Source organism: Kribbella sp. NPDC048837 (assembly GCF_055586945.1).
This window is the reverse complement of record NZ_JBVJHF010000010.1, coordinates 308,395-324,481: the sequence shown is the minus strand read 5'-3', so window position 1 is coordinate 324,481 and position 16,087 is coordinate 308,395. Positions and strand designations below refer to the sequence as shown.

Sequence of the window (16,087 nt, the reverse complement as noted above, 5' to 3'; positions counted from 1 at the left end):
TGACGCACCCATCTGAGCAGGGTCGATCTACGGCCGAATACTGATCCTTCTTCTACTGCTGTCTGTGACTGTGTCATCGGTAGCCAGAGGCTTGGAGATCGAACAGCTCGGCGTACAGGCCGTTCTTGTGGACCAGTTCTTCGTGTGAGCCGTGTTCTGCGATCGTTCCGTGCTGTAGCACGATGATGCTGTCCGCCATGCGCACCGTGGAGAATCTGTGCGAGACGAGGACGGTGATGGAGCCGACGCGCTGCCGCAGATCATGCGCGACCTCTGTCCAGGCCTCGAACAGTCGATGCTCAGTTTCAGGGTCCAATGCTGCTGAGGGTTCGTCTAGTAGGAGTAAGGCAGGAGCGGGACGCATCATTGCTCTGGAGATCGCGAGCTTCTGCCACTGCCCTCCGGACAGGTCGACTCCGGCCGGCCAGCTTGCGCCGAGCTGCGTATCCAGCCCGCGCGGCAGAGCGGACAGAACGTCGGTGGCGGCGGCGCGCTCGAGCGCGCCAAGTACTTTTAGATCGACAGCGGCTTCGTCGGACAATGTTTCGACGTCTCCGAGCGCCACGGTTTCGCGTACCAGGAGTTCGAACCGGGCGTGATCTTGGAACGCGGCAGAAACCCTGTCCTGCCACCGGGTGAGGTCGACCGAGGCTAGATCTTCCCCGTCAACGGTGATGGTGCCGCTGGTCGGGCGGTAGAGGCCGGCCAGGAGTTTGACCAGGGTCGACTTGCCGGCGCCGTTCTCGCCAACGACGGCGACCGTCGAGCCGGCGGGCAGGTCCAAGTGGATCTTTTCAAGGGCAGGCTGCGCTGCGCCGTCGTACTGGTAGGAAACGTTGCGCAGCGAGATACCGTGACTGAGCCGCTCGGGAACAGGACGCACGCTGCGGCCGCGTTGAACCGCGCGGCCGAAGAGGTCCTGCAGGCTGACGAAACGGTCGGCCGCGACCAGGCTGCGGATCGTGAGCTGTAGGACCTCACTGGAACCGCTGACCAGGCCGAGCACTTGACCGGCGAGGACCGCGATCAATGCGGCCTCGCCGATGGTTGCCTCGCCGATGGTGACTTGCCGGACAACAATTGCGATCGAAGCGACGTATCCGGCGATGAACACCAGTCGTCCGGCAAGACTCCAGGCGGCGGCCTGCATCTGGGCTCGTCCGTTGAAGCGTCGGATCTGCCGGTGCGCCTGCTGAAACCTGGACCGCATCTCCGCCTGCAACCTGAAGAGGCGGACCTCCTTCGCGCCGCCCGGGGTGGCCGTCACCTCCACGAGATGCTCAGCAAGTCGGGCCGGTTCGGCCGCGCGCTGGCCACTATCGCGGATGATTCGGCTTGTCTTGAAGCTGACGAGCAGCGACGGCACCGCGAACAACGGCAGCGCAAGGAGGAGAGGATTGACAAGAACCATGAGGACCGCGGTCGTGATGATCTGCGCGGTGACGCCGCAGAGCTCGACCATCCTCGGCAGGACCTGACTCAGCTGATGTCCCTCTCGTTGGAACGCATATAGCTGATTCAAATGCTGTGGGCTCTCGTGCAATTCGAGGGTTGGTGCCGCGCTGACCAGGTTGAGAATCTGCGCGTTCATCATGTACCGGGTGCGATCGCGGAGCCGAGACTGGGCGCGTTGTCCGCCATACGCGAGGCTGACAGTGGCTGCAATCGAGGTGACCCCTCCGACAACACCGACCACCAGGCGGACTGAACTGCCAGTGCGGATGCCATCAACGATGAACATCAGCCACAGACCGTAGAACGCCTGGGTGATCGCCTGCAGTCCGGTCAATACGAACGCGAGCACCGCCGCTACGCGATCTGCCTGCCAGGCCAGGTGCAGCAACGTCGTGATGACGCGCAGGCGGCTAGTACTGCGGCTGGTGCTGCCGGTGTTCTCAGCCATCGATGTCCTCCTCGGCGTCGGAGCTGAACCGCATCGCCTGCTTGCGGAACATGCGGGCGTAGACCCCCTCGGCCACGAGCAGCTGTTCATGGCTGCCGTCTTCGATGACTTGTCCACCGTCGAGCACGATGATCCGGCTGGAGCGACGGATTGTGGAGAACCGGTGGCTGATCACGACGCTGGTCAAGCCGGCCGTGAGATCGAGGAACTTGTTGTAGATGTCTGCCTCGGCGCGCACGTCAAGCTGTGCGGTTGGTTCGTCGAGAACCAGAACGCGCGCGCCGCCTTGAACAGCCATGAGTGATCTGGCGAGGGCCACCCGCTGCCACTGTCCACCAGACAGGTCGACGCCACCCTCCAATCGGGAGGAGAGCGTCGTGTCAAGACGACGCGTAAGCCCACTCAGGATGGCGTCTGCGCCGGCTCGGCCGGCAGCGCGCTCGATTTCCCGGTCGATACCTGGCTGTGCCAACTGCTCAACTGCTCCGAGACCGATGTTGTCCCGCGCGGACATCTCGTAGTGCACGAAGTCCTGGAAGATCGCCGCCACGGTCTTCCGCCACGATTCCTGATCGATCTCGCGAAGATCGGCTCCGTCGACGAGGATCCGGCCACTCTGGGGAACTTCGAGCCCGGTGAGTAGCTTGATCAGCGTTGTCTTGCCGGCCCCGTTCAGGCCGACGATGCCGAGTGACGTTCCCGCCCGGATCTCGAGGTTCAACCGATCGAAGATCACCTTGCCTGCCCCGGGATACCCGAAGGTCACATCCTCGAACACGATCGACTCTGCCGGACGTCCTGACGCACCGGCGGTGCCAGTCGGTGTGGTGGACGAGTGGTGGGCAACGAGGTGTTCCATCTCGAGTACAACGGGGACACGACTAGCGCCGTACTCGATCAGATCGTCACCGGTCTGATCGGCAAGAAGGCTCATGCCTAGCAAGCCCTGAAGCAGCAAGACGACAGCGCCGACGCCGAGGTCTCCACTCAGAGCCGCCCGTACGGCCAGCGCAACGACGGCGGCATTGGCCACAACAACCACAGCGAGAAGGATGGCCAGCGGGCGCTGTCCGACCTTACGGGCACTGGCCAGCTCCGCGAGTATGCGAACCGTCTGGCGACCATAGCGATCCGCCAACCAGCCGACGAGACCGAAGATGCGGACCTCCTTCGCCCACTCCGGGCGCAATCCGATCCGGTGCGTGTAGCTCGCGGCATGTACGGCGTCTTCCCATGTGAACTGATCGGCGCGGCGCATGTTCGCGTGCAGCCTGTTGCCGACCAGGACCCAGACCAGGACCAGGATTGCGGCGGCCGGGAAGGAGACGGTGGCCACCAACACGGCCGCCGCGACACCCTGAGCCTGCAGGGACAACTTCATACTCAAGCCATCGACCAGATCCCCGGGCTCGAGACCCGCGACGCGCACGGCACGGTCGGTCTTCGCAGCCAGGTCCGGCCGCTCGAAGACATCCAAGGTGCTCGCGCCCAGTGCGGCTCGGATCACCCGACCGATCAAGTGTTCCTCGTACCGCCGATACAGGGCCCAACGCGCCACCTCATAGGCGGCACGCGTCACCTCCTGCGCTGCCAGCACAAACGCGATCCCGGCCAGCACCGAAACGACGTCGGCTCCTGCAGCTGAGTCCGGCCCCGTACTGGCCGCAGCCGGAAGGATTGCTATCAGGTGCGCGACCAACGCCGCGAACATCGCCGGCCAGATGGCGGTCAGGACAACGCACCCGACCAGCAAGACAGTCCAGCCTGGAAACGCCCGAGCCAGCTCGACGACCGCGAGCACCCGCGGCGAACGGAACAGCCAATGCCCTGAATAGTTACCCTTCCCGCACCGCAGCAAGGTGACAGGTCCTTCCCGCCGTGTCAAACCCTCCGGCGAAGCACAGAGGCGCCTGGTCCAGCCACGCGGCGACGGTGCGCTCGAGGTCATCTCTGCGAAGTGGCCGTAGCGGCGGGTGACGCGCATCACGGTGTAGCCCTAAACGAGTGACCCTATGGGGCTGAATCTCGGCCAAGTTTGAACGCGATACTGAGCGCTAGGTCGCGAGGGTGGATGGCAGACTCGACGATCCCATCGGCGCGGTGCTTGCAGCGATGCCGGGCATGCCGAGGTCGACCACACCGCTCGTGGCGCTGTTTGCACTAATGCGTTCGGCGGTGGCCTGCTTCTCGCGGAGTAGCCGCAGGGTGAGGTCGATGCCCTCGATCTCTCCGAGCCAGCCCTCGGCTGATGCTCGGCCTCGGCGTGCCTGGAGGTCCGTCTCGAGCTCGGCCAGTCTCGGCAGCATTGCGGGGTTGATGCGGAGCATCGGGCAGCGGATGCAGGCATGCTCATGCTGGCACGGGCTGCCGTAGGGTCGGTCGCAGTTGCCGAGTTCGACCTTGCGTTTGTCGAAGTGCTCTTCGAACTCCGACCATTGCTCGGCGTCGACTGGGCCGTATTCGTCAGCCGGGCGCAGGGCACGGCGGCGGGCGAGAAAATCCTGGTAGTGCCGCACGGTGTCCTCCTCGAACACCGCGACGTAGCCCTGGGTCGTGGCCAGGTCGAGGTGCCCGAGGAGCTTGGCGCCGATATGGATCGGCAAGCCGTTGTTGACCAGCTCAGTCGCGAACAGACGCCGGAAGTCGTGCGGGGTGAACCTCACACCGGTGAACGCCGTGTTCGTCGCGGCGATCTGCTCGCACTGACGGGTGATCGCCTCCCGTACGCTCTGAAAGCTCATGGCTCCGGCGCTGATCAGAGGCCGCTGGAACAGGAACGGCATCGGGGCGGACCAGACCCGCTCGTGCGGGTCCCAGCGCCGTACGACCCGGATCGACTGTCCGGTGGCGGTGTCCGCCGGATGACTGCGGCGATCGTGTGGAGTAGCTCCGCCGACATCGGAATCACCCGCTCCCGGTCGGTCTTCGAGGGAGCGACGACCAGCAGACCGATGAGCTCGCCGTTTGGCCGTTCGTATTGGCGGATGCTCAGCTGACTGAGCTCAAGGAGCTCCTCAATCCGAAGTCCGGTGTGCCGCAGGGTTTCGACGCAGGCCGAGGTCCAGAACGCGGCGTCCTCGGCAAGCGTCAGGTTCGTCAGCTCGCCGGAGACCATGTCCCTTACGCGGATGTGGGTCTGTCCGCGGGTCACCATCTGCCGGTCGTGCTCGGTATCGGTGCGCTGATAGAGTCGGCCGGCGTAGGTGAACTCGGCACCGGCCGGTATCTCGCCGGCCGTGCCAAGGAACTCGCGCAGCCTGGCGTGCTGGCGTTCGACGTGCTCAACGAGGGTGGGAAGCCACGGCTGCCGCTGTCTGATGCGATCCGCGATCCGCTCCGTCACCCGTCGCTGACTGGCGCGACTGCTGCGGCCAGCACCTGGTGGGACCGGGCATGGAGCCGCCCACCGCGCCCACCGGTCTGGCTCCTCGATCGCCCAGCTCTGCAGATCCAGGTAGAAGCTGCGGACCGTCGCCACGATCGATTCCGGTCGGAGCCGGGCGCGACCGTCGGCGCGGACCCTCAGTCCGGCCGCCCACTGCTCGTAGGTGCTTCTCGGCAGGCGCAGGCCCTTCTGATGCGGATCGATCAGCTCGATCTGCTTCCAGAACTGGCCGACCAAACGCAGCGACAGCCCGGCCCACGTGCTGTAGTCGCACTCCGGCCGCCGGCGCTCCAGGTACTCGATCAACACCTCGCGGACGTCGGCATTGCTGACATCGTGGCGGTCGACCAGCTCGGCCGCTGACCGTTGTCCACTGTTGAGGCAGACCTTGAGCGCGTGCGGAGCGCCCGGCCCGAAGTGGCCCATGCGGTGCAGCGCGTCCCATGCTGCGCCGCCAGCAAGCCGGTTCGCGTTACCGACCGCTCTCGGGGTCACACGCAGCCGTGCGGACTCGATCGCGTAATGCAGCAACGCCTCCGGTGTCAGGTCCCGAAGCCCGATGCCCTGGCTCAGCAAGGCGTAGGTGACATCGAGAACCGCGGCTGTCCGGACCGTTGCACTGCGCCCAGAGCTCGCCACCTCCTCGAAGAACCGGTCGAGTAGCTCGTCGCCCTCGACCAGTCTGAATGTCTCCGCCAGGCGCAGGATCCGGTTCGATCGCAGCGCTGCGAGCGCGGGTCGGAAGGCCCTGACGCAGAGCAGCGCGCGCAGCCCAGCGGTCATCACCTCCCGTCGACCGGCCCGACCGATCGGTGGACCGGCGATGTCGCCGACGCGTCGACCGAGTGCGTTGAGTCCGCTGGCTTCCCACCGCTCCTGCCAGGTCTGGCCGGGGAACCCGGCAAGATGACTTAGCACCGCCCTGGCGCCGCGCCGCGGCGGTCCGGCCGCCTTGCCGCCGCCCCACGCGCGGGTCACCGCGTCGGTCGCATCCTCAATTGACGCGGCGGACAGATCTCCGAACCGACCTGGTCTCGCCGAGGGACGAGCGGCCGGCGCGGGGCGGAGGCCGGATCGCACGATCCGCGGATCCAGTTCCCGGACAACCCGCTGATCGGCTAAGGCCTCCATCAGGTGACCGACGGTCCGCGTGGCCTGGCCTTGGTCGGCGCGACCGTCCGGCCTAGCCACCGAACACAACCTTCACGTCGTCGGGGTCGTAGCCGGCGGGTAGGCGGCGCGATGGCCGTGGCCTGATGTAGTGCTCCTGCAGCTTGTCGAACAGGTCCTCGACCCGGACCGCGGTGTAGATCCCGGTGGTGTTGATGTCGGCATGGCGCAAGATCGCGCGCACCTCAGTCAGCGTCAGACCCGGGTCGTTCGCCAGCCTGGTCGCGGCCGTGTGTCGCAGATCGTGCAGCGTCCAGTCCGTCCCCAGCCGCTCGTTCGCCCGTTGCAGGGTGCGCCGCATCGCCCAGTACGACAGTTGCCGTGGCTCGCCCCGCCGAGTCCGCCATAACGGCTCTCCCTCGCCCGGCACGTCGGCCTCAGCCAGGTAGAGCGCGAGGTACCGCATGCTCTCCGGTGAGACAGGCACCGCCTGCCTCAGCCTGGTGCCCTTCGACACCACATGGATGAGCTGCCGACCCCAATCGACATCGGCCAATCCGATCCCGAGCAGCTCCGATGCACGAGCGCCGCTGGACACATACATCGACAGCAGCGCGCGGTCTCGATCGCACCCCATCGCCGCGAACAACCCTTCCCACAGCCGATCTGACATTGCCCGTGGCAACTGCTTCGGCACCCGCTGACGCAGCCGAGACCGCCGCACCGCGGGCAACGGCTCAAGCGGACTGCGGTGAGACAGTGTCGCTCGCTGCTCACGCGACACCGGTACCGGATTGAGCACAGGGCCCGCGCTGTGGTGGGCATGGAACTCGTAAAACCGATAGACCACCGTCAGTGCGTGGTTGATCGTCCGCGGCGCATAACCCGCCGCCAGCGCTCGCTTACCAGTCCTCGGATTCACCATCCCCGCCGCAGCCAGCCCCACCCGCCGCGTTCGCTGCGGGTTCCGCGCCGATTTCATCCAGCCGACCAGCACCGCAACCTCCGACGAGGTCGCCCGATCCCAGTCCACCCCCAGAAGCCACAACAGCCGGAACCAACGCAGCAGATCGAATCCGTAGCTGCGGCACGTCAACGGACTCACATCACCAAGCGCCAGATCCCGCAGATACTGAACCGCTGCCGCAACCTCGGCGCCGTCGGCATCAACCACGACGAACGGCGGGAACCGTCCCTGGACCGCGAGGACCTCGCCAACCCGCGGCACATCGATCCGGCCGTGCAGCAAATCTTGTCGGAGCTCGTCCACGAACCAAGACCTCCTCGTCACCAGGCGACTCGCCCGAGGATAGAGACTTGGTGCAGTCAACTCGGATGAACATCGCCGTCGTGATCTCCTCGGTGGTCAGCAACTCGGACAGGTGACCCGAGCACTTCCAGCTCCCTCGCTGTGAGTGGCTGGAGATGGGGTTCGAGGTGCACCTCGTTGGTGCTACCTCCCGCCTTCACGCTTCGCTGGGTGATGGCCTTGGGATCGGAGTCGACAACGGATCCGATCAATGCGTTCCCATGGGACGTATTGTCGGCTTTCAGGAATCGCCGGACGGCCATAGGAGCCTCACGGAACGGCCGGGAGCGGTTGAGCGCGACCCTCGCCCGTCCTGGCTGTCGCCGGTGCAGCTCGTAGGCGACTCCGAGCTGTGGTCCTGGATCGCCGACATCGACTTCTCGACGCCGATCCAGTCTTCCAGTTCCACTGTGCGTACCCGAGAATCAGCGACCTGGTGGCCTCATCCCGGTCACTGGGCTGGTCGATCATGCGTACCGCGACCTCGGGTTCGCCTTGCACGACCTTCAGCATCGCCAGTTCGAGCAGGAGCAGCTCGGCCGGCCAGTCCGCCTTGCCTTGGGATCGAGGGCCGATCGTCTCGAGGAGAGCAATCGCCTGGTCGACTTCCCCGCGGGCGCGAAGCAGGCGGGCCTGCACGATGGCCGGCGATGCCTGAATCACCGGGTCAACGCTCACGTCGTACGAACGGAGTGCTGCTCTGAGGTGTTCGCGACTGGCACGCTGGTCGTAGCGTTCTGTGCTCACGCGGGCATGAGCGATACGAGCCTAAATACGACGGTTGCCTTCACTGAACCTGTCTAGCGATCAGCTGAGTCGGCGGACATGCCGATCTCTACTGGTGGGGTTGTGGGCGGAGCGCGTCGAGGATGAGGGCGAGCATGCGGGGTGACCGGTCTTCAGGACCGGATGGAGTGCGCCAGAGTGCGCCGGTGAGCTGGAGGAAGTCGCCGGCGTCGGCATCCGTTCGGATACAGCCGTCCTTCTTGCCTGCGTCAAGGAGTTCGGTGATCGCTGCGACAACAGGCCCGTAGGTCTGCTCGGTGATCGCCTGATGTGCGGTGGGGCTGAGGGCATCACCGAGGCCGTGCTTTCTGCGCATCGCTTCGACGAGGTCGGTCGTCCAGTGCCGAAGCGCTTCAAGTGGCGGCAGCTCGGCCAGCAACCCGGGCACGGCGCCGGTGATCCGCTCGACCTCTTCCTGGTAGACGGCGAGAACCAGCGCCTCTCGGGTGGGGAAGTTGCGATACAGCGTGCCTGCGCCGACGCTCGCGCGCTGAGCGACCTGGTTCATGGAGGTCGCGCCGTCCTCGGCGAAGACCTCGCGCGCAGCCGCGAGGATGCGGGCCCGGTTCTCGCGGGCGTCCGAACGAACCACTGGAACCTCACCTTGCTAAGTGGAGAGCTCTCCACTACGGTAAATGGAGAACTCTCCACATAGCTTAGAGGAGCATCATGCAGTACATCAAGCTCGGCACCACCGGCCTGGACGTGTCACCGATCGCGATCGGTGCGATGACCTACGGGGAGCCCGACCGTGGGCATCCGGTGTGGTCGAAGGGCGAAGCGGAGGCGCGGCCGCTGATCCAGCACGCGCTGGAGGCGGGCATCAACTTCTTCGACACCGCGAACATGTACTCCAACGGTTCCAGCGAGGAGATCCTCGGCCGCGCTCTCAAGGACTTCGCGGACCGCGACAGCGTGGTGATCGCGACCAAGCTGCGGCACCCGATGCGCACCGGTCCCAATGGCCGCGGTCTGTCGCGGAAGGCGGTCATGACCGAGGTCGACCACTCGTTGCGGCGGCTCGGGACGGAGTACATCGACCTGTACCAGATTCACCGCAACGACCACTCGACCCCGTGGGAGGAGACTCTCGAGGCGCTCAGCGATCTCGTGAAGGCCGGCAAGGTGCGGTACCTCGGTGCGTCGTCGATGCACGCCTGGGAGTTCGCGAAGGCGTTGCATTTGCAGAAGCAGAACGGGTGGGCGCGGTTCGTCTCGATGCAGGACCACTACAACCTGCTCGCGCGTGAGGAGGAGCGGGAGATGATCCCGCTATGTCTGGACGAGGGCGTCGGCACGATCATCTGGTCCCCGCTGGCCCGCGGCCGCCTTGCTCGCGGGTGGGATGACGCCAGGTCGACCGCGCGATCCGAGACCGACGGCGCCTTTGCGGACATGCTCTATTCGCCTGAGCAGGAGGCGTCGAACCGCGCGATCATCGACGCGGTCGGACAGGTCGCCCAAGGCCACGGCGTCAGTCGGGCACAGGTCGCACTCGCCTGGTTGCGCCGTCAGCCGGTTGTCACCGCGCCGTTGGTCGGGGCCGGCTCGATCCAGCAGATCGACGAGGCTGTGGCGTCCCTGGAAGTCGAGCTGAGCGACGACGACGTACGCGCCTTGGAGGTTCCCTACTCGCCGCGCTACGACTGGCAGGGCATGTCCGACGAGGCCGAATTGGAGGCCATCCGCCGGCGGGTCCCCGGAATGGCACTGTCGTGAACCGCATCGTGCGCGCCGGCGCGACCGCTCCCACCGGCGCGCTCCTGGTCATGCTCGGTCCCCTCGTGTCCTGGGCCGCCGAGTTCATCACCGCGGCAGCCTGGCAGGACCCGCCGTACTCGCCGCCGTACAAACTGGGTCAGCCACCTCGGCCTGACCGGACCGGCCCAGACCGCGTCGGGCAGGTCGGGAACTCTCCGCTCGGCGCGGTCATGGACACAGGCTGGGTGATCTACGGGGTCCTGCTGATCGTGGGCACGGTCCTCTGCTCGACGTCCGCAACGGTGCCCGCCCGATGGCCGTCGTCGTACTCGCGGTTCTCGCCGGAGTCGGGGTCTCACTCGTCGGGCTGTTCCAGGGGTCGAACGAGAACGTCGACAACGGCCTGATCGCGTTCAGAACCAGAGAGAGAGCGATCCCTACAACCACGATCGCGAACTGCGAATCCGCCTCAGCGACGCGTCCGGACAACCCAGACGTGACGCCCCTGGAGGTGACTCGGTCTGCTCAGGCGTGACCTCACGTTGGCAGGTGCCGGGTGTCGATGAGCCGTTGGATGACGCGGCGAAGTTTGGTGTTGGTGTGTTGGGGTGTAGCGCTTCAGTACGGCGAACGCCCGGTCCTGGTCGATGCCGTTCCACACACAGCGCCGGAAAGCCCGGAAGGACGAGTCTGTGGACTGCCTCACCCAGGCCCGCCGAGCAGGAAATAGTCGGCGCCGGCGAACTCATCAGCTCAGCAGCTGTCGCGGCCCGGGCCTTGCGGCGCCGCCGGCGGCCGGCGCTACCGAGAATCAGCGGGGCCGGATCGACACCACCGTGAAACTCGAGTTTCACCAGTACGTCGTACTCGGTGATCACGCCGAGCGGCACCCCGCCGTCGACCACGGGCACGACGCCCGCGTCAGAGGCGCGCAAAGCACACGAGACTGCTTGAACGACAGTTCTGGGGCCACGACGACCGGAGACCGGTTCAAGCGCGACCATTCGGTCGTCAGGAGGAGCATCCGATGGATGTCGGGAGCAACGAGTCCGCGGACATCTCGGCCGCCGAGGTCGTCACCACGCCGCAGCACGAGTACGCCCAGCGGCCGCGCAGCGCGGCGCCCAGCCTGACGCCGGTCATGTGACCGTGCTTGTCCAAGCCCAGATCCTCGAACTGCTTGCGGATCGGCCGCGAGAGCTCGGCCGCAGCTATCTGTTCATGAGCCATGACCTGGCCATCGGTGCGGATCATCGCCCACATTGTCATTGCCATGCCGACAGGCCGCATGGTCGCGAGCGGCTAACCGACGAGCTGTTCGCGAACCGAACCTCCAGGACTACCGGCCAGCCGATAACTACTCACCGCCATACTGGACAACCGCTCCGCCGTCCGTCATGCATGGAGCTTTGAGCGAGGGCTTGGACAACACGAACCACAGGTGCGTGCGCCGGCTCGCTAGGGCTGATCGCGGAGCGGCGCCGCACACAAGCCTGCGGCGCGCGGGCCGCGCACGAGAGTCAGCGTTCATGCCGAGGAGCTCCAAGAAGTACGTCGGGCACCGACGCTCGTAGCGCAGCAGGTGGTGCTCTTGCGTGCCAAGCGCTCGGCGGCACGGCCTGGATCACCTTCGAGGAGTGGGATGCGCCGGCCACGGCGTTCTGGCCGCACGTTCACGAGTCACTCCGCCAGCTCGGCGTGGTCCTGCCGGTCGCGCCTACCCCCCCCGCGCACTCCCGGATGCTCACCAGACTCGCCGATGCGCTCGCCGGGCAGACGCATCCGCTGACCCTGGTACTCGACGGCGACGAAGATCATGCCTCATCCCAGGTGACCCGGTCCCATGCCTGCTCAGCTGAGATTGCCGCTCGATGTGGCGTCGCGGATCATGCGCATGTTCGGCAGTTTCCCTCGCCAAAGCTCTCGCTCGCCGGTGGCCTTGAATCCGTAGCGTTGGTAGAAGCGGATCGCGCGCTCGTTGTAGTCGGTGACCCACAGGCGCATAGGTGCACTCCCCGCCCAGGTGAGGAACTCACCCATCAATCGGCCTCCGATGCCTCGGCCCTGGGCTTCGTCCAGCAGGTACATGGGCCCGAGGGTGACCACCTCGTCCCGGCGGCCGCACAGGAAGCCGACGATCTCCGTCCCGGAGCGGACGACACGGCAGAACAGCAGGTTAGGCTGCCTCCCTGCCGCCTCGATGAACTCTCGCCACTGGGCGATTCCCTCTGTGGTGGCAGAGGAGCCACGATGCTCACGGATCCAGGTCTCGTCGATCCCTGCGTCTGCGCAGGGATACGTCTCCAGCCAGACCCTCAACTGCAGCGGGCCCAGAGACGCAGCGTCGTCAGCACGAGGAGAATCGATCACGTGGGTCATGGTGACCATCCTCAACCAAGCACGCCGAGTGCCTCACGTGATTTTTGGAATCGCGTCGCCACAGGTCACGGCCCTGACGGCGGACCAGATGCTCTGAGACGGCACAGCTCATGTCCAGTTCCCGTTGAGGACGAGGGCTGCGCGGACTATATCGCCGATCCGGCTGGGGCTGAGTGTGACGTATTGCAGGGTGCGCCATCGCTGCTTGAGTTCGGCGGCGGTGCGCTCGCTGAGGGCTCGCACGTGTCGCACCAGGTGTTGAACATGCGCGTGTCGACGTGAAGTGCCTGTTCGGACTTTCCCTTTGGGCATCGGACGGGTGCGACGATGCCAATGCGCGCGCCGATGTAGCCCTTGTCCGCCAGGGTCGGCAGGCCGTCGGCCGCCACCTTGTACAGGGCGGGCAGAGCGTGGATGCGGGCGGCGGTGATGTCGGGGTGGAACCGGGCTCGACATCGGAGACCCACAACGGGGTGCCGTCCGGGGCGGAGAGGAACTGGATGTTGCCGCCGAACGCTTTGTGTTTCTGGCTGAACCACAGGTCGTTGCCATTCCCGCGGGCGCCGGCGAGCCGGTCCGACGCGATCAATGTGCCGTCCAGGATCACGTGAGTCATGCCTTCGCGGCGGCAGCGGTTCAGGACCTCGTGGAGGTCGGGGGCACAGTCGGCGAGGACATCGATGCCCTCGTGCAGGTAGCGGTAGCCGGTGGCCTGGGAGACGCCGGCGTCGCGAGCCAGACAGTGCACGCAGCCGCGGTCGCAGAACCAGCGCAGCACCAGCACTGCCTGCCGGAACGGTCCGAGTGCGCGGGAGCCCTTCGGGGTGCCGATCCGGCGGCGGTGAGCAGCGAGCCTGCGGGCGAGGAACTCGACGTGGCGCGGGACGTCGAGGGTGGCAGCATAGGGGATCAACGTGAAGCCTCTGGTTCAGCGGACGATCTTTGTACAAGAGACCTGTCCTACCAGGGGCTTCACGCCTGTCTGTGATGGCAACCTGCGTGGCCGCCCGTGTCGAACTGCACGGTGATTGCAAAGATCATTTCGTTGAGAAACCTCAGTGATCAAGGCCTGCGCGTCGTGCTCCTGACACGTGTCGACCCGATGCTCCCACTGCACCGCTACCGGTTGGCCGAGATGATGACCGAAATACTGATCGCGGATCTCGCATTCACCGAGCTGGAGACGTCACAGCTGGTGCGGCAGTCGGGGATCAACCTGAGCACGACCTCGATCAGTGCACTTGCCTATCGCACCAATGGCTGGGCCGCAGGTCTTCGCTTCGCGAGCATGTTCCTCAACAGGAGCGGTAATGCGGACGAGGCCGCCGACCAGCTCGCCGGCGACACGGGAAGCGTCGCTCAATACCTCATCGTCGAGATCCTGCAGACACAACCCGCGCAGGTGCGGGCATTACTGCTGCGCACCAGCATCGTCGACGTTCTTCAGCCTGGGTTGACAGAGGAGCTCGCCGGACGGTCAGCAGCACGCACGCTCGCTTCGCTGGCACGAGGCAACATTCTTGTCGAGGCGCTGGCGGATCACCGTGGCTGGTACCGCTACCATCCGCTCCTGCGTGATCTCCTGCGCGCAGAGCTGGTCCACCGATCACGCACCGGCCAGGTACGCCTGCACAAGAAGGCCGCTCAGTGGTCGCCCACGCGGACCTGGCCCAACACGAGCTCAGCAAGCTGGAGCGGGAAGGTCGTCGCACACGCTGAACTGACCGCGCTCGTCCAGGCCAGCAAGGGAACAGCACTGCTGCGCGGCGGCGCGATCGCCGCCGCGCGTCGAGCCCTCGCGTCAGCGGCCCGCGTGCAGGCACCGGGATGCGATGCGTTGACAGTGTCGTGCCTCGGCTACCTGGCCCTGATCGAATCGCACCAAGGTCAGCTCCGTCGTGCCCACGACTGGGCGTCGTAGGCGGCGTCCGTCGCCCAACATACCGGTCTCCCGTCGGTCGGTTGGCCGCCGGCGGCTGAGATCTGGAGCCTCCGGCCACGTCATGCGGGCCGGGGATCTCCTCGACCGCGCAGGCCCGGACGAGGTCGACCGGTCCGGTCAGACCGGTCGGGATCCGGACCGCGGCGTCAGTACCTCGTCCCGCCGGGGTCACCACGGCTCTTCGGGCGTGCGCGGCGCCGGCCGAACGGCGGCCAGACCACGATCACCACGCGGTCGACCTGCAGCCGCTGATCGCACTTGGGGCAGAACCGGTGGTGCTCCGGGACATCAGCTCCCAAGCACTTCCCACACGACCAGTCGCCGGTCACAGCCACCAGCATGCGCTCGCCCATCAGCTGCTGTCGCCTCTTCTACCGTTCCAGTCAGGCGGTATCGGCGGGCGCGGACGGAGGTACCCGCAGTCGAACGTAGCTCCCTTAAGCATTCACAGCGATGTCCGCGACGTAGCCGCCGGCGGTGCATCGAGTCCCACGTGCCGGACAACGACCTGGCCGAGCTGGCACCGGTCGCGGTCGTGAGCGGTCCGCCCGACGACGGTGTCCGCGGTCACAAGTTCGAGTACGAGCCGGCCACCGACCTGTTCCGCTGCATCTTCTGCCGCGAGAGTACGAGTCCGCCGCGCCGGGCCGGTGGCGAAGGGGCGATCGCACCGTGCACAGGGTTCGCCCAGCCACGGGTGCCGATAAGAGATATGTCACCCAGCCGCAGACGAGGACTCGTGACCCGGTACACAGACACGATCGCCGATCGTGGATCGGTCGCCGAGCTCGTCGTGGGCAGCTTGGTCGACCTGCTGGTGACCGCCGGGGTAGGCGCGGGCTGTTCGGGGTACTGGCCAGGAATGTCGCATAGCGCACGCGACGGCTGACTGACCTCGGCGGCCCGTCACGCGGGAGCTGCTTCGCCGGCCGCGGTGACGGCGAACCACAGCCCCCCGAAACCCTCGATGTTGTGACACCTCACCTCGTGCTTGCCTTCGTGGGCGTAGAAGTACAGCGGATGCCTGCCGTACGTAACCTGCGCGGTGCCGTCAGTACGCTTCGTCGTACCCAGCAGGGACTGCTTCACCGCGCCGAGCGCCTTCGGCGGACCCTTGGTCAGCACCGGGGGCCAGGCCTCGGCGCAGGCGCCGTAGCACGCCGCGGTCGCCGATTCTTCTTTGTCGAACAGGTAGATCGCCTGGCCCGTTCCGTCGAACAGGATCACGCCGAAGTCGCTGGCAGCAGTCTTGACGCCGGTCCCGGTGGGCAGCGGCGACGTGGATTGGCTGCCGGGCGAGATCGAACCGGCGCTCGGTGACGGCTGAGGTGACGACGGCGCCGTGACCGCTGACTGAGCCGGCGCGGGTGGCGACCCGGCCCCGGAGTCACTGCCGCAGCCGACCAGCAGCACCAGTCCGCGGGCAGCGACTGCGACGACCGCGCGCATCAGAACCAACTCCAACCTCGAGCATCCCGATCCTGACGTTAATTCCGAAAGCACTCACCAGGCCGATTCCGTCATCGGTTCGTAAGGCTTGCGCGGCATGGAGGCTCGCGCGGCATGACCGCA

The 16,087-nt window shown here is 66.2% G+C and carries 13 protein-coding genes and 1 pseudogene; 3 read left to right on the top strand and 11 right to left on the bottom strand.

The features are described 5' to 3' along the window. Window positions 1-73: 73 nt before the first annotated feature. From ACZ6O0_RS38730 to ACZ6O0_RS38705, 6 genes are all read right to left on the bottom strand, one after another. Window positions 74-1,903, bottom strand: coding sequence for an ABC transporter ATP-binding protein (locus tag ACZ6O0_RS38730; protein ID WP_465770051.1), 1,830 nt, complete (start codon window positions 1,901-1,903; stop codon window positions 74-76). After that, window positions 1,896-3,704, bottom strand: a complete 1,809-nt coding sequence (locus tag ACZ6O0_RS38725) for an ATP-binding cassette domain-containing protein (protein ID WP_465770050.1) — start codon at window positions 3,702-3,704, stop codon at window positions 1,896-1,898. Before ACZ6O0_RS38725 ends, ACZ6O0_RS38730 begins: the two co-directional genes overlap by 8 nt. A 253-nt stretch (window positions 3,705-3,957) precedes the next feature. Then, the gene (locus ACZ6O0_RS38720; protein WP_465770049.1) at window positions 3,958-4,686 is read right to left on the bottom strand and encodes a site-specific integrase; all 729 of its coding nucleotides are present in this window, start codon (window positions 4,684-4,686) and stop codon (window positions 3,958-3,960) included. Beyond that, complete coding sequence (locus ACZ6O0_RS38715; RefSeq protein WP_465770048.1) at window positions 4,659-6,266, bottom strand: hypothetical protein; 1,608 nt, start codon at window positions 6,264-6,266, stop codon at window positions 4,659-4,661. The genes ACZ6O0_RS38720 and ACZ6O0_RS38715 overlap by 28 nt, the downstream gene beginning before the upstream one ends. Before the next feature lie 205 nt (window positions 6,267-6,471). After that, the gene (locus ACZ6O0_RS38710; RefSeq protein ID WP_465770047.1) at window positions 6,472-7,668 is read right to left on the bottom strand and encodes a tyrosine-type recombinase/integrase; all 1,197 of its coding nucleotides are present in this window, start codon (window positions 7,666-7,668) and stop codon (window positions 6,472-6,474) included. An 874-nt stretch (window positions 7,669-8,542) separates the two neighbouring features. Beyond that, window positions 8,543-9,085, bottom strand: a complete 543-nt coding sequence (locus ACZ6O0_RS38705) for a TetR/AcrR family transcriptional regulator (protein WP_465770046.1) — start codon at window positions 9,083-9,085, stop codon at window positions 8,543-8,545. Window positions 9,086-9,162: 77 nt separating this feature from the next. Between ACZ6O0_RS38705 and ACZ6O0_RS38700 the strand changes: the two genes are divergently transcribed. Beyond that, complete coding sequence (locus ACZ6O0_RS38700) at window positions 9,163-10,212, top strand: aldo/keto reductase (RefSeq protein ID WP_465770045.1); 1,050 nt, start codon at window positions 9,163-9,165, stop codon at window positions 10,210-10,212. 1,662 nt (window positions 10,213-11,874) lie between these two features. Here the strand turns inward: ACZ6O0_RS38700 and ACZ6O0_RS38695 are convergent. The 3 genes and pseudogenes from ACZ6O0_RS38695 to ACZ6O0_RS38685 all read right to left on the bottom strand — a co-directional run bounded on the left by ACZ6O0_RS38695 (window position 11,875) and on the right by ACZ6O0_RS38685 (window position 13,486). Next, a complete protein-coding gene (locus ACZ6O0_RS38695; RefSeq protein WP_465770044.1) occupies window positions 11,875-12,012 on the bottom strand; it encodes a hypothetical protein in 138 nt (45 codons plus the stop codon). A 33-nt stretch (window positions 12,013-12,045) separates the two neighbouring features. Further along, on the bottom strand, window positions 12,046-12,573 hold the full coding sequence (locus ACZ6O0_RS38690; protein ID WP_465770043.1) for a GNAT family N-acetyltransferase: 528 nt from the start codon (window positions 12,571-12,573) through the stop codon (window positions 12,046-12,048). A gap of 108 nt (window positions 12,574-12,681) precedes the next feature. Further along, window positions 12,682-13,486 (bottom strand): annotated as a pseudogene (locus ACZ6O0_RS38685) (transposase family protein). Window positions 13,487-13,597: 111 nt separating this feature from the next. Here ACZ6O0_RS38685 and ACZ6O0_RS38680 point away from each other — a divergent pair. Beyond that, complete coding sequence (locus ACZ6O0_RS38680; RefSeq protein ID WP_465770042.1) at window positions 13,598-14,494, top strand: winged helix-turn-helix domain-containing protein; 897 nt, start codon at window positions 13,598-13,600, stop codon at window positions 14,492-14,494. A 167-nt stretch (window positions 14,495-14,661) separates the two neighbouring features. Here the strand turns inward: ACZ6O0_RS38680 and ACZ6O0_RS38675 are convergent, their stop codons facing one another. After that, the gene (locus ACZ6O0_RS38675; RefSeq protein WP_465770041.1) at window positions 14,662-14,868 is read right to left on the bottom strand and encodes a hypothetical protein; all 207 of its coding nucleotides are present in this window, start codon (window positions 14,866-14,868) and stop codon (window positions 14,662-14,664) included. Between the two features lie 140 nt (window positions 14,869-15,008). Between ACZ6O0_RS38675 and ACZ6O0_RS38670 the strand changes: the two genes are divergently transcribed. Next, complete coding sequence (locus ACZ6O0_RS38670) at window positions 15,009-15,404, top strand: hypothetical protein (protein ID WP_465770040.1); 396 nt, start codon at window positions 15,009-15,011, stop codon at window positions 15,402-15,404. 17 nt (window positions 15,405-15,421) lie between these two features. Here the strand turns inward: ACZ6O0_RS38670 and ACZ6O0_RS38665 are convergent, their stop codons facing one another. After that, complete coding sequence (locus ACZ6O0_RS38665; RefSeq protein WP_465770039.1) at window positions 15,422-15,979, bottom strand: COG4315 family predicted lipoprotein; 558 nt, start codon at window positions 15,977-15,979, stop codon at window positions 15,422-15,424. Window positions 15,980-16,087: the final 108 nt, after the last annotated feature.

What these genes read in the sequence shown, in the direction of transcription:
- ACZ6O0_RS38720 (WP_465770049.1), bottom strand. Translation starts at nt 4,686, where the DNA reads ATGCCGTTCCTGTTCCAGCGGCCTCTGATCAGCGCCGGAGCCATGAGC.
- ACZ6O0_RS38690 (WP_465770043.1), bottom strand. Translation starts at nt 12,573, where the DNA reads ATGACCCACGTGATCGATTCTCCTCGTGCTGACGACGCTGCGTCTCTG.
- ACZ6O0_RS38695 (WP_465770044.1), bottom strand. Translation starts at nt 12,012, where the DNA reads ATGATCTTCGTCGCCGTCGAGTACCAGGGTCAGCGGATGCGTCTGCCC.
- ACZ6O0_RS38700 (WP_465770045.1), top strand. Translation starts at nt 9,163, where the DNA reads ATGCAGTACATCAAGCTCGGCACCACCGGCCTGGACGTGTCACCGATC.
- ACZ6O0_RS38675 (WP_465770041.1), bottom strand. Translation starts at nt 14,868, where the DNA reads ATGGGCGAGCGCATGCTGGTGGCTGTGACCGGCGACTGGTCGTGTGGG.
- ACZ6O0_RS38730 (WP_465770051.1), bottom strand. Translation starts at nt 1,903, where the DNA reads ATGGCTGAGAACACCGGCAGCACCAGCCGCAGTACTAGCCGCCTGCGC.